General features: G+C 34.3%; 14 protein-coding genes. 8 read left to right on the top strand and 6 right to left on the bottom strand.

Going from position 1 to position 12,494, the window contains the following annotated elements:
- Window positions 1-14 precede the first annotated feature (14 nt).
- The 6 genes from HN014_RS04120 (at window position 15) to HN014_RS04095 (ending at window position 2,999) form a co-directional block, all read left to right on the top strand.
- Window positions 15-809, top strand: coding sequence for a hypothetical protein (locus tag HN014_RS04120; protein ID WP_176027622.1), 795 nt, complete (start codon window positions 15-17; stop codon window positions 807-809).
- A 10-nt stretch (window positions 810-819) separates the two neighbouring features.
- Complete coding sequence (locus tag HN014_RS04115) at window positions 820-1,443, top strand: glycoside hydrolase family 73 protein (RefSeq protein ID WP_176027621.1); 624 nt, start codon at window positions 820-822, stop codon at window positions 1,441-1,443.
- A gap of 155 nt (window positions 1,444-1,598) precedes the next feature.
- Entirely contained in the window at window positions 1,599-1,745 is a 147-nt protein-coding gene (locus tag HN014_RS04110; protein WP_176027620.1) for a hypothetical protein, read from the top strand.
- On the top strand, window positions 1,732-2,232 hold the full coding sequence (locus HN014_RS04105) for a D-Ala-D-Ala carboxypeptidase family metallohydrolase (protein ID WP_176027619.1): 501 nt from the start codon (window positions 1,732-1,734) through the stop codon (window positions 2,230-2,232). The genes HN014_RS04110 and HN014_RS04105 overlap by 14 nt, the downstream gene beginning before the upstream one ends.
- A gap of 11 nt (window positions 2,233-2,243) precedes the next feature.
- Window positions 2,244-2,777 (top strand): hypothetical protein, encoded by a 534-nt coding sequence (locus tag HN014_RS04100; RefSeq protein WP_176027618.1) that lies wholly within the window; start codon window positions 2,244-2,246, stop codon window positions 2,775-2,777.
- 6 nt (window positions 2,778-2,783) lie between these two features.
- Window positions 2,784-2,999: a hypothetical protein gene (locus HN014_RS04095; protein WP_176027617.1), complete on the top strand. Its 216-nt coding sequence runs from the start codon at window positions 2,784-2,786 to the stop codon at window positions 2,997-2,999.
- Window positions 3,000-3,024: 25 nt separating this feature from the next.
- Here HN014_RS04095 and HN014_RS22605 read toward each other — a convergent pair whose 3' ends face one another.
- Together HN014_RS22605 and HN014_RS04085 are read right to left on the bottom strand one after the other, a co-directional pair.
- Window positions 3,025-3,765, bottom strand: coding sequence for a hypothetical protein (locus HN014_RS22605; RefSeq protein WP_254884100.1), 741 nt, complete (start codon window positions 3,763-3,765; stop codon window positions 3,025-3,027).
- A gap of 397 nt (window positions 3,766-4,162) precedes the next feature.
- On the bottom strand, window positions 4,163-4,684 hold the full coding sequence (locus HN014_RS04085; RefSeq protein WP_176027616.1) for a hypothetical protein: 522 nt from the start codon (window positions 4,682-4,684) through the stop codon (window positions 4,163-4,165).
- 258 nt (window positions 4,685-4,942) lie between these two features.
- On the opposite strand from HN014_RS04085, the gene HN014_RS04080 reads away from it, so the two are divergent.
- A complete protein-coding gene (locus tag HN014_RS04080) occupies window positions 4,943-6,487 on the top strand; it encodes an IS1182 family transposase (protein WP_176027615.1) in 1,545 nt (514 codons plus the stop codon).
- Window positions 6,488-6,603: 116 nt separating this feature from the next.
- On the opposite strand, the gene HN014_RS04075 is transcribed toward HN014_RS04080, so the two are convergent.
- The 3 genes from HN014_RS04075 to HN014_RS04065 all read right to left on the bottom strand — a co-directional run bounded on the left by HN014_RS04075 (window position 6,604) and on the right by HN014_RS04065 (window position 8,791).
- The gene (locus tag HN014_RS04075; RefSeq protein ID WP_176027614.1) at window positions 6,604-7,110 is read right to left on the bottom strand and encodes a YegJ family protein; all 507 of its coding nucleotides are present in this window, start codon (window positions 7,108-7,110) and stop codon (window positions 6,604-6,606) included.
- Between the two features lie 190 nt (window positions 7,111-7,300).
- Window positions 7,301-7,729, bottom strand: coding sequence for an SMI1/KNR4 family protein (locus tag HN014_RS04070; RefSeq protein WP_176027613.1), 429 nt, complete (start codon window positions 7,727-7,729; stop codon window positions 7,301-7,303).
- Between the two features lie 432 nt (window positions 7,730-8,161).
- Window positions 8,162-8,791 carry a hypothetical protein gene (locus tag HN014_RS04065; RefSeq protein ID WP_176027612.1) on the bottom strand — a complete coding sequence of 210 codons (630 nt, stop codon included), beginning with the start codon at window positions 8,789-8,791 and terminating at the stop codon, window positions 8,162-8,164.
- A 639-nt stretch (window positions 8,792-9,430) separates the two neighbouring features.
- Here HN014_RS04065 and ltrA point away from each other — a divergent pair.
- Window positions 9,431-10,711 carry a group II intron reverse transcriptase/maturase gene (ltrA, locus tag HN014_RS04060; protein ID WP_176027608.1) on the top strand — a complete coding sequence of 427 codons (1,281 nt, stop codon included), beginning with the start codon at window positions 9,431-9,433 and terminating at the stop codon, window positions 10,709-10,711.
- 89 nt (window positions 10,712-10,800) lie between these two features.
- Here ltrA and HN014_RS04055 read toward each other — a convergent pair whose 3' ends face one another.
- A complete protein-coding gene (locus HN014_RS04055) occupies window positions 10,801-11,928 on the bottom strand; it encodes a hypothetical protein (RefSeq protein ID WP_176027611.1) in 1,128 nt (375 codons plus the stop codon).
- Window positions 11,929-12,494: the final 566 nt, after the last annotated feature.

Genomic DNA, 12,494 nt, shown 5'->3' with positions numbered 1-12,494 from the left:
TAAATAAATAAGAAATGGGAGGATATCAATCAGATTTTAGAATAGAAGATGTAAGGGGAGAAGAAAATTTACCTCTTGAGAATAGTTTAGGAGGATATGGGGTTACTACTGGAGCAGATGATAATGTATACGAACTATCATTATCCCCACCATTAACTAAAGAATATGAAGCAGGATTGCCTATAGAGCTACGCTTTCATAAAGAGAATACAGATGTTGCTACTTTGAATGTAGACAAACAGGGAGCTGTGTCATTAAAAAAGTTTAATGGTCAATCTTTAGTTCCATTAGTAGCGGGAGATTTGAAAACTGATCTTATCTATAAACTAGTCTTTGATGGGTTTTGTTTTCAGGTGCTTACAGGGATATTGCCTAAAGTAGATATTCCTACTATTGGATCGAATTCTCAGGAAGTACGTTCAATTCAGGATGAAAATATAGATCTCACTAAAGTCTTTTATAACCGTAATCAAAATAAGTATTTAGTAATCAATGGCAATCTCATTGTATGTTCAGATATACGACTTCGTAAAGTAGGTGGAGCAGGAGTATTTGGAAGCTTAGGTACTAGTGGGACTGTTCTGAAGATGCCAGTTCCTTTGGATGTTACTGGTTTTATCTCTTGGACAACATTAAGCACCAGGAACAACCCTTTCTTTTGTCGTTTAAGTGGATTCGGAGTACTGACCATTAGAGGGGAGCTGACTTCAGATTTAGACGAGGTGGTTTTGAATTTTCCATCTTATATTGCTAAGATGCCTATAGAGTTTCCACAGACTCCTGTTTTTGATCCACTACCACAACCTTAGATGAATAGTGATGAAAGAGCAATTCGTGGTGAAGTATTATCCTTATGCTAAAAAGGCTTCCGAAAAATCAGGTGTGCCTGTTCTTTTTGCATTAGCACAAAGTGCTTTAGAATCGGGTTGGGGAAAATCAGCGAAGGGAAATATGATGTTTGGAGTAAAAAAGGGTTCTGGAAGAAATTACGGAGGTTGGTCGCAAGGTCTAACCCAATTGATTACCACTACAGAGTATTCGTCCCTACCAACAAGGCACTTCCCTTTTATTTATCCAGGATACCCAATTCAAACTTCAAGTGGGAAATGGAAGTATAGGATAAAAGATGTTTTTCGGGCATACCCAAGTCCTTTCTTTTCTTTCATGGATTGGGCGGGATTACTTCTTAAAAACAAGAGATACCGAAATGCTATACAACATAGAAAAGATCCTTATCGATTCGCGGATGAAGTGGCAAGAGCAGGGTATGCAACAGATCCAAACTACGCTAGTAAGATCAAAAGAATAATGAAAGAGATCGAGCAGATTGTAGTTCTGAATAAATTAAATAAAAAAGAAAAGAACATTGTTGTTCCAATGGTCATTATGGGAATAAGTGTCATTGTGATAATAATTGGAGTAGTAAAGAGTAATACGAAATGAAGCATTATTCCGCTTCAGGTTTCAAAAGAAATTGAAAAAAGCAGAATTACGAAATCTGAACGCAGAAACTAATGAGAAAGAAAATGAAAATTGGATTGCCTTGAGGTGCATATAGAGGAACTTGAACATACGTTAAAGAAATACCAGTAAAAGAAATGAAAGCAGATAAAGGGAATATGACTATGAATGTCATCTTTGGTGCATTTTTGATCGTTAATATGGTTAGAATAGGAATGGCTATTTATGATAGAAATCAAAAAGTAAAAGAGAAGAAACAATGTAAATGCAATGGGAAAGAATAATAACAGAATATGGTGGGCAGTAGGCAGCGCTAGTATAGTACTTTTAGGAGCTATAGCAATCCAAAAATTAACTAGGAAAGATAGGAAAGAAAAGGTTGATCTTTCCAAATTCGATAGTCCGGATATTCAAGGGTCAGGTAAATGCATGGATAAAGAATTCATTCGAATGCTTCAAAAACTGGCAAAAGTAACCAGACTTCCTATTTTTGATATGATTAATTCAGGGGCGAGATCATCATATTGGAATACTAAAGTAGGTGGAGTATCAAATTCTTCGCATAAGATACCTACTTGCAAAGCTGCTGATATAAAAGCGCCTACAAAAGCTATTAGAAACAAGATTGTAGTGGCAGCAAAATTGGTAGGTTTTAAGCGTATTGGAGTAGGTAAAACCTTTGTGCATTTGGATAATGATAGTTCAAAAAAACAGTATGTAGCTTGGGGCTATCCTTCGGGAACCAAGCCGCCAATTAATCCATTTATTTAAAAAGAATAGTTATGTTAAGAGATCGAATACAAAAACAGGTATATCCAAACAGAAAGAATACAGCTACCATTTTAAATTATTTGGAGGAATTAGTGTTAATCAATGCTAAAGAAGTTGGGCTTGTTCCAATAAAACAATGTGATAAAGGGTATCAGGATGTTCCCCTTCCATTTGGCAGGGTCACTTCATTAGATGTTCCGGAGGAAGCAGTATCAGCAACTATGATGGTTGAAAAAGGTAAGGTGAATATTAGTATTGATTGCGATCCTGATAAAACTGTGTCAATTGAAGCAACAACTAAAAAAAGTGTTAACAGGCGACCTATTCCTATCCTAGAATTACTAGTAACAGATTCTTCAGCTGTAGTAAGATTTAAAGAAAATGGATCATCGCCAAGTATTAATTCTGGGTTCGGATTGGGAAACCAAGACATATTTGAATTGGTAGGAAAGGAAAATCTAAAAAGGTTTAAAGTTATAGGAGTACAAGATAATGGAACACCGATTTTAAGAATTCAATTCTATAAAACAGCTCAATTTGAATAAGATAGTATGAGAACAATAAGAACACAACGCTTCGTAAGAGGAAAACAAAGCAATAACGAAATTGATAGGGCTACGGAAAAGTTAGCCCCTTTTAATTCTGAAGTATGTGGAGTTAGAATGCCTGTTAATGATGGTAAAACAATACAATTAAAGAGATTTCACTTTATCCCAAATGTTGCTATAGATGACGTTTTCTATAGACAAGTTCTATTAATAAGTTAATAGGAGCCATTGTTGTACGTAGTTTTTATTCAATTAATTTTGTTAAGTCAACGTTTGTAATTTCCTCAAAGATTTGAGCAGCTAATTCAGTATCTATTTTCCCCATTCCGAAGCTTACAATTTTTCCTATAAGCATCATTTTCAGATCCTTCTTGCTGATTTTTTTGCTTTTGCCTTTGAGTTCTTCAATTTCCTCAAATATTATTTCTTGTCCGAATCCAAGTTTATCTAATCTTTCTAATACGGAATCAATTCTCTGATGCAATTCGGTTAGTTCTTTTAAGGAATATTCAATATCATTGTCGGTCAATTCACTTTCTGGGATTTGATAATCTTGAAAAATACTCTGCTGTTTTTGAATTTCGTGATTAATATTTCTGATATTACTTAATTCAGACCTGTTTATTCTCTCTTTTTCTTTCAAGAAATTTAATTCTTGATTTTGCCTTTTCTTTGTTTCGTTATCAAGTGCTTTAGTCAAAGAATCTTGATTTCGAGAAAGCTCTTTTCGCTTATCCGCTAATTTTTTTTCAAAATCTGCAACTTTAGTATTTACTCGTATTAATTCTTTCGATTTTGAGTCGATTTGTCTTTGGTAGCTTTGTGCAGTTGAAAAACTTTTGGTTGATAGCATTCTTTTAGTCAAATCATTAATCTTATAATTCAAATCCACTTCTTTTTTTCTCTCCGCAGTTTGCTTTTTCATCAAATCTGCTATTTGAGAATTAAGTTGACTTACTTTATTTCTATAACTGCTTACTGACATTCTAAATGCTTGTTTTCAAATTACGTACAACGGTCTTGTGTATGAAACGTAGCGTGCCAAAAAGACACTAGCTTTTCGGATTAGCATAGAGCCGAATTTTTATATTTTGTTTTATCTCTTTTTTAAAAGCCAAATTAAAAATTTGGCGGACTTTATAAATTATACACAAACCTTTCGGTTTAGCCTTTATTAGCTATGTTTTATAACAACAATGTAAAAGCAGTATCCTAAGTTAGTATAATAAAAACATTCTATCTTATTTATTATGAATAACAAAGGATACTGTAGACTCAAAGTTATTTATTGGTATCGACGTACACAAGCGAAGTTGGAAAATTCATACCGCTACAGACCTGTTTGACGGTTCTACCCTGGCAATTCCGTGTTGTAAGGCGTTTTATTCTGTGTCCGTAAATGTTGTATAATCATAAAAATAAATATGCTGTTCAGGGTTTCTGTTACAACTTATAAAAACTCCACTATTATCTTGAAATATTCTCATTTTGGATTGACATTTAGGACAATGAATTTTTGTCTTTTTTAAAGAGATATTTAGATCATCACTTTCAATTGTGTAATTTCTTATAAGAGGAATAAATTTTCGGTTTTTTAAGATAACTCCAATCACAAAGAATAGAAAAAATAAAAAGAAAACTAAAGGCAAATAGGTAATCAATTGGGGTATTTCTAAAATTGGAAATTTGACAAAAACGCCTAAATAAGCTAAAAACGTAGCACCAGAGCCTATTGCTCCATACAAACTCAGTTTTTTTGGTTTAACTTTAAAATCAGCAATACTTTTTTTCTCATAATCGTTGATATCCACATTCTTTTGAGAGTCATAATTTATAACCACTTTTTTAGCACTTCCAATATTTGTAGAATTATTTCCGTATGATATATTCTTGTTTTTTTTCAATTTTTTATTGGTTTTAATGTTTTACAACGGTTTAGCTAAGAACAGTACGGGGGCAAGTTAGCACTTGCTTTCCGCTAGGCAATTAGCCAAACCTTTTTGTTTTGCTTTATCTTTTATTTAATGCCAAATCCAAAAGATTTGGCGGTGTTCGTTGATATTCCGGGTTTATAACTTAAGCAACCAAATCCGTATTGTTTATAGGTTTTGTGCCTGTTGCACAAGTCTTGCTAAAGATATAGTTATTTTGTAATTTGTTGTATGCAAGGCAAAAAGATTTATCAGGAAAAACTATTCAGCAGTTTTCAATTAAGTGCTCGCGTACCCAAGACTAATTTCTACAGGCGTTTACACGAGGTACTGCATCTTGATTTTTTATACCAAGCCACAAAAAAGTATTATGGTAAAAGTGGTCAACAAAGTATTGACCCAGTAGTATTTTTTAAATTTTGTTTGGTTGGCTATTTAGAGAATATCATCAGTGACCGTAAGCTCATTGAGCATTGCAGTATGCGCATGGACTTGTTGTATTTTTTAGGCTATGATATCGATGAAGAATTACCATGGCATAGCACGATAAGTAGAACGCGCCAATTATTTCCAGAGGAAGTTTTCACTAAGGTGTTTGAACATATTTTAGAGTTGTGTATAGGCAAGGGTATGGTCTGCAGACATACTCAAGCAGTGGATTCAGCACCAGTAAAATCCAATGCTAGTATGGATAGTTTAGAGTTAAAAGTACCCATTCAAGATTTAAAGGCACATCTGGCAGAAGTACGCCATATCAGTAATAGAGATAAAGAAATATATCGCAAAGCTAAGCAAGATAAAGCCAGTAAAGCTCAAAAGACCATTACTGCTAATAAAAAACAGTTAGACAATATTGTCACGAGAAACAAGAAGTGGTCAAAGGATCAAAACTATCGGGTAGGTTCAAATAACAAAGGAAGTCGTTATACCAGTAACAAAACCCATTACAGTCCTACAGACCCAGATGCCCGTATCAGTGTAAAACCCGGTAAAGCTCGAAAATTAAATTACCTAAGCCAACTAGTAGTAGATAGCGGACATCATGTAATTACCGATATCCAAGCCTATCATGCAGATGGCAAAGACAATCAGCAATTGCAAGATATTGTATTACGTACGAAAGAGCGTTTATGGAACTATGGATTTCTATGGGAAAACTGCTTAGCAGATACAGGCTATAGCAGTGGAGAGAACTATGCTTTTTTAGAACAACAACAATTAGAAAGCTATATACCTGCACATGGCACTTACAAAGGGGGACCAGAAGGGTTTACATATCATAAAGAACAAGATTATTATGAGTGTCCACAGGGCAAAGTAATTCCCTTCAAAAAGGTATTTGTAGAAACCAAGAATCAAACCAAGAAAAAGGAATATAGAGCTTCAAAGCAAGTGTGTAAAGAATGTCCTATTAGAACACAGTGTTTGAAAAGTAGTCAAGAAAAACGAATAACGGTCACCTTCTATCGAGAAGAATATGAACGTAACAATGCCAGAGTAAAAAGTAAGCGAGGAAGACAGATGAAAGCCATAAGGCAAAGTACAGTAGAACCTGTATTTGGAACCTTAACTCAATTTATGGGACTTCGAAAAATAAATACCATAGGATTATCACAAGCTAACAAAGTAATGCATCTCTCTGCTACTGCTTATAACTTAAAAAAGTACCTGAAATTCATTGAAAAACGAGTAAAAAATGAGGCGAAAGCCAAGTACTTTTTCTTTTTAATCAAAAACGTATTGATAGACCTAAAATTATCATTTATAAGACCTTAAAATTTTGCTTTTTAGAATGAGTGCTAACAAAATAAAAGCCCTAAAAAGGGCTTAAAATCATTCGTTTTTCTCAAAATTATGGGCTTGTGCAACGGCTACTGGTATTGTAGAGCGTTTTATTTTTCAAATATTAACCCATTATTTTGATCAAATTGATTTCTTTCAGTTTCTGACATTCTATTACGTAATACTCTAATCGTATAACCACCTTTAACCTTTCCATTGCTATTATCAACAATCATCCAATCAGAGATTTGTTTTTTGTCAATTCTTACGGTATCTCCTAATTTAACTTTCAGGGTCGAAATGGGTTCATTACCTATAATTCCATAGTAGTCAGATTGATTTAAAATTATTTGTCCCACCCATAAATGTTCATTACCACCATCTGGTGTGTCATATTTTTGTTTTATTGAAAAGTAATATTTGTTCACACTATCATTTTGGAAAGTTTCTTTGAATAAATTAAATGTTTCATTTGCTTTAGTAATTGCATTGTTCATTTCCATATCCGTTTCTTGCAGATTATATACATCTGGTTCATTTTCTCTTTCAACTTTTGACTTTTTTGATTGATTACAGGATAGTGTAAGGACTGAAATAAGTATTAGTATTTTTTTCATTTTTTATGCTGTACAACGTTTAATATATGTGGCTTGGTAGGGCAAAATGTTACCTCTGTGTTGAGTTTTTCTGCGCATTGGTTACTAATTTTTACTTTTTGCAAGCATTACGCCTTTATAAATATATAATAACCATTCGATTGATCACTTTGCTGCTATGTCATCATAGGATATCGTGTTGTGTATAGTTTTATTTATTAAACTTTCTGTTCCAGAATAAGCTTTTTTCAATGTAAAGTTTATTAATTGATTCAGCTATTTTTTCTACTTGCCTTGTCTCGTGATTCCAAAAGTGAAGTTCGTCAGTTAAATTCCTATTTCCGTTATGACTCAAGATTAATTGATTACCAAATCCGTCTGAACCAATTGCGATTCCATTGTCAGGAAAACCATTCCATTCACGAGCATTTTTTGTTTCATGCCCGATATGGTTGCAAGTCCTACTTATTCTTTTTTTGTCAGATTTGTCAAAAAATGGATAAAGTTCAAATTCAAATTCGTGTATTATTAATTCACCTCCATTTGATTTCATCATCCAAGTTTTAAATTCAATTGGGAATTTTACATTTAGTTCAGATTCCGTCTCGATTATATATTTTTCTTCTATAGAAAATGGCATTTTTTTTCAACTATTTTAAAGTACTAAGATTAGTTACTAAATATCATACTAATAATTAGCAATATAAGTGATGACCAAAAGAAACCTTGATATATCTTTATAATTGTTTCTTGATTCCTTGACATCCATTTATTATTTGGATTTTTCTTCGTAACACTCCGAATTAACCTTGTTACTACATACTTATTCCAGAAGTATATAAAAATGGTGAATATGAGTACAAAAGTATTTTTTTCTAAAATGGTCATCTTAATTATGCACAACGTTAAATATATGAATCGAAGCAAGGCAGACACACCTGAACCAATAGATTTAACTGCGCATTTTTATTTATTGTTAAACTTATAAAAATCTAGCGCCTTTGCAAAGAGGAAATAATCATTTAATCTAGCTCTAAATTGTTATGATTTCATATATAATGTTGTAAGTAGTTTATCTCCAGAATTCCCACCAATTTTTGCGATTTTGATGCTTCAATTCTTGAGTTGATTCCCATTTTCCTTGCTCATATTTTGCTGTTCCATTATCGTGATAACAGTTCCAGTGATTAAATGATTCGTCTGCTAGTCCTATCTTGACTACTCTATCCTTATGCATCATAACTCCAACTCCGTGTTCATCATCCCAAGAACAACCTAATTCAAATCCGATATAAGCATGATTATCCTTGTCACTGTCCATTACATGTATGAATGCAACTCCTAGATTGTCCTTGTAATCACTAATTGTCTTTATTTCAGGCATTAAATCTTCATAAATGTCTTTAGCATTTGGATAATCTTCTAAAAGTCCGTTTAACAAAGAGTCACGAATCTTTTCAGAGTTTTCTTTTAGGAATTTAATTGCATTGAATTGAGATTGAGATAAGATGTGAACATAGTCAACTGATTCTCCGATTATGTGTGCTTTAATAATTCCGTCTGATTTCTTGTCCGAATCTTTAGAGCCATAAAATCCATTTCGACTTTCGAAGCTTTTCCAAGCAGACAGATTAATCCAACCATCATAATCTTCTCCAATAATTATATTTGGTTGTATTTCTGTTATTTCTTGGTTTTCCATCTTGATTGGTCTAATTACTTACAACGTTCTTGTGTATGGTTAGTTGCGATTAGCAACTAAGATAGCAAAAGGGGACGAATATTCGGAGAATATTCCAATTAGAACATACCAGACTTAAGCAATTAATTATACACGTTGTGTGTACCCAGCATGGGGATCTTTATTTATCGAAGATAAATAATTCATCTAGAGGGTGCAAGTCCCTTATGAGCAGGAGTAAGGTCTTGAACCATTAGTAAGTCGCAAGGTTGCTAACCGCGAGGTTAGGACTGAAGGAAGCGAGACTACAAAACTCTGAGGTATACAAACAGCATATTGAGGCTATTAGGTCGGATCAGTAGGCATATCACTGCGAAGTCCAAAATGCTGATTTTTTTTCAGTAAGTATCGAACTAGTAGATGCGGCAGGAATCGAGTGAAAGAAGATGTCATTACCTGGGGAGGTCTCTATAACCACGAGTTGGTAAAGTAGAGAAGTCAGCAGAAGTCATAGTACTTATGGGAAACGAGTTGTGTAGCAGTAACACATAGGTCTCACAAATAAGGAAGGACAGCACATTAGATCAGGTCTAAATTCGATTAGGAGGCTTAGCTAGCCTAATCTTAAGCAGACAGAAGTAAGTCAAATTATGTAAACCTATGATTGAATCGGTATTAGAAGCGACTAACCTTTATAAAGCAGAACGCCAAGTTCTGCGTAATAAGGGCGCTAGTGGGGTAGATGGAATTAGGTACAGTGATCTTCCGGGTTTTATACGGAAACACCGAGCTAAGCTTCTAAACTCCATAATAGATAATAGTTATATTCCCGATGCGATTTTGGGCGTCAGTATCCCTAAAGGAAAAGGCAAAACCAGACTTTTGGGTATTCCTACTGTAGTTGATAGGTGGTTGCAACAAGCGGTAAGCCAACAACTAATGACAAGGTTTGAATATGATTTTGAACCTTTTAGTTATGGTTTTCGTCCCAATAAGAGTCTCCACAAAGCAGTATTACAAGCACAGAGATACATCAACGATGGATTTCAGGACATTGTAGATATTGATTTAGCAGGATTTTTCGATACTGTAGACCACAGTATTTTACTACAATTAATCTACAACAAGGTAAAATGTCCAACTACCTTGCGACTGATCCGCAAATGGCTACGGGCTCCCATCGTTATAGGGGGTAGGTTGTATAAACGCCGAAGAGGAATCCCTCAAGGTAGCCCACTAAGTCCATTATTATCTAATATTATGTTAGATGTTTTGGATAAGGAACTTGAAAAACAAGGACTACGATATGTCCGTTATGCAGATGATTTTAGTATATATACAGGATCCAAAAGCAAAGCTAAAGAAGTTGGAAATAAGATGTATGTTTTTCTAAGAGATAGACTTAAATTACCAATAAACAAGTCAAAAAGCGGAATACGCAGAGCTGTAAATTTTGAGTTGTTAGGGCATGGATTTGTACCGATTTACAATAAAGGTACAAAAGGACAGTACCAGTTGGTTGTAAGTAAAAGTAGTTGGAATACATTTAAGCGTGATCTGAAAAGGTTAACCAAGAAAACCAAACCCATGTCTATGAAAGAACGTCTGGAAAAAATTACCCAGGTATGCAGAGGGTGGGTCAACAATTATCGGTTGACCAATAGCTACACCAAACTTAAAAAGTTAGATGAGTGGCTACGTAACCGACTGCGGTATTGCATTTGGCATGATTGGAAAAAGCCGGAGCGGAAACGCAAGAACCTGATTCGATTAGGAATCAAGTATGGACAAGCCTATGCTTGGAGTCGAACCCGTATGGGAGGTTGGGCAGTAGCTCAAAGCCCTATACTGGGTACTACAATTACCATATCCAGACTTAAAAGAAAAGGATATGTTCCTATGATAGACTACTTAAATAAGAGACAAACTTCGATTTGGTGAACCGCCGTATACGAGACCCGTACGTACGGTGGTGTGAGAGGCGTACTCTCCTCAATCATGGGGAGAGCCGTCTACTCGATTGTGAGCAGTTATTTATTCATTTCTAATATCAAGCTGGATAGAATAATTCCCATTCCAAATAATTGATTACATTTACTAATGTATTCTATAATCGGTATTTTTTTCTCTATTGTTCCACCTTTACTTGTTCCTAAACTCACTTCAAAAGTTTCAGTATCGAGATAAGAATTTTTATGGTGCGTCCCATTTCTTAAGCCTGATTCATATGCAGAAGAAAGATGAGATAGATTTGAATTTGTGTCAAAATTATTCGCACGACCTGATTTATCTGTTTTTAAGTATTTAGTTAATGTGAAACCATCAGTTTGGAATTCGTCAAACTCTCTACCGTTTGCTAAATTGTTAATCATTGTAGGAATAACGAACAAATCTCCAATTATTTCATATAAATCGCCATAGACTTTGTGTATCTCATCCCAATTTATATTTGCAATCATTTCATCAGTAATTTCCCAACCGTATTTTAAATGAAAAATAGTGCTTTGAAAATGATGATGATGTTTCATATAAACATTACAAAATTCATTTATTTGCTTTAAAAACTTATCGTTAGATTTAACGTACTCCTTAATTTTTTGGGAATTTATAGAGTTGTACTCATCACAAATGTCATCATAATCTGAAGATAGCTTTCCACGAATAAAAATCATCATCCATTCATTAAATAGCTTTGTGAAATCTCTATAATTAATTTTGGATATGCTTTTCATTTTATCTTCGCCTTTAAAAGATAAAATACGAAGTGGCATTTTCAGTTCCTCCCACTTTCTATTAAATTTAGACCATACTATTTGTTCTTCTTTAAATTCGTCAAAGTTAGCTTTTGATTTGTTCAGATTATCAAACACGTCAAAAGTTTGAAAATGATAAGGGTCGTTTTCCTTCCCTTTTCTTGTTGGAATTTCGGGATGCAAATTGACAATTTCAATTTCTGGGTTAAAAGGGTCTTCTTCACTCGTAACGTATGCACCTTTTAAGACTCTATCTTCTCCACGACTTGTATATCCAGTTTCAATTTGTTTAGAACAATCATAACATTGAAAAGAAGCCAATTGCGGGAAGTTATTTCCTAATCCGTATCTGATTCGATATTTTTTTTGGCAGTCCTCACATTCTATATTAAATGATGTTGTCATTGGTTAGGTTTAATTGCTCACAACGTTCCGTATAAGAAACGTAGGCAGGTGATAAGCAATACGTTCCGGATTGGTACTAAGCCAAATATAAATATTTTGCTTTTATCTTTTTTATTGTAAAAGCCAAATTTTATAGTTGGCGACTTTGCAAACAAACACAGAACTTTCGATTAAGCCTAATAGCCCTATGTTTTCTTATACATTGTGTGTGCCCAGCATGGGCATCTTTTATTTATCGAAGATAAATAATTCATCTAGAGGGTGCAAGTCCCTTATGGGCAGGAGTAACGTCTTGAACCATTAGTAAGTCGCAAGGTTGCTAACCGTGAGGTTAGGACTGAAGGAAGCGAAACTACAAAACTCGGTACTGAGGTACACGAACTGCATATTGAGGCTATTAGATCGGATCAGTAGGCACATCACTGCGAAGTCCAAAATGCTGATTTTTTTTTCAGTAAGTATCGAACTAGTAGATGCGGCAGGAATCGAGGGAAAGAAGATGTCATTACCTGGGGAGGTCTCTATAACCACGAGTTGGTAAAGTAGAGAAGTCAGCAGAAGTCATA

Origin of the sequence: Aquimarina sp. TRL1 (genome assembly GCF_013365535.1) — a bacterium.
Classification (GTDB): Bacteria; Bacteroidota; Bacteroidia; order Flavobacteriales; family Flavobacteriaceae; genus Aquimarina; species Aquimarina hainanensis.
This window is presented reverse-complemented; position numbering and strand designations above follow the sequence as displayed.

Coding starts and splice junctions, on each gene's coding strand:
- HN014_RS04110 (WP_176027620.1), top strand. CDS start 1,599: ATGAAAGCAGATAAAGGGAATATGACTATGAATGTCATCTTTGGTGCA.
- HN014_RS04105 (WP_176027619.1), top strand. CDS start 1,732: ATGGGAAAGAATAATAACAGAATATGGTGGGCAGTAGGCAGCGCTAGT.
- ltrA (WP_176027608.1), top strand. CDS start 9,431: ATGATTGAATCGGTATTAGAAGCGACTAACCTTTATAAAGCAGAACGC.
- HN014_RS22605 (WP_254884100.1), bottom strand. CDS start 3,765: ATGTCAGTAAGCAGTTATAGAAATAAAGTAAGTCAACTTAATTCTCAA.
- HN014_RS04100 (WP_176027618.1), top strand. CDS start 2,244: ATGTTAAGAGATCGAATACAAAAACAGGTATATCCAAACAGAAAGAAT.
- HN014_RS04055 (WP_176027611.1), bottom strand. CDS start 11,928: ATGACAACATCATTTAATATAGAATGTGAGGACTGCCAAAAAAAATAT.
- HN014_RS04080 (WP_176027615.1), top strand. CDS start 4,943: ATGCAAGGCAAAAAGATTTATCAGGAAAAACTATTCAGCAGTTTTCAA.
- HN014_RS04095 (WP_176027617.1), top strand. CDS start 2,784: ATGAGAACAATAAGAACACAACGCTTCGTAAGAGGAAAACAAAGCAAT.
- HN014_RS04115 (WP_176027621.1), top strand. CDS start 820: ATGAAAGAGCAATTCGTGGTGAAGTATTATCCTTATGCTAAAAAGGCT.
- HN014_RS04120 (WP_176027622.1), top strand. CDS start 15: ATGGGAGGATATCAATCAGATTTTAGAATAGAAGATGTAAGGGGAGAA.
- HN014_RS04070 (WP_176027613.1), bottom strand. CDS start 7,729: ATGCCATTTTCTATAGAAGAAAAATATATAATCGAGACGGAATCTGAA.
- HN014_RS04065 (WP_176027612.1), bottom strand. CDS start 8,791: ATGGAAAACCAAGAAATAACAGAAATACAACCAAATATAATTATTGGA.
- HN014_RS04075 (WP_176027614.1), bottom strand. CDS start 7,110: ATGAAAAAAATACTAATACTTATTTCAGTCCTTACACTATCCTGTAAT.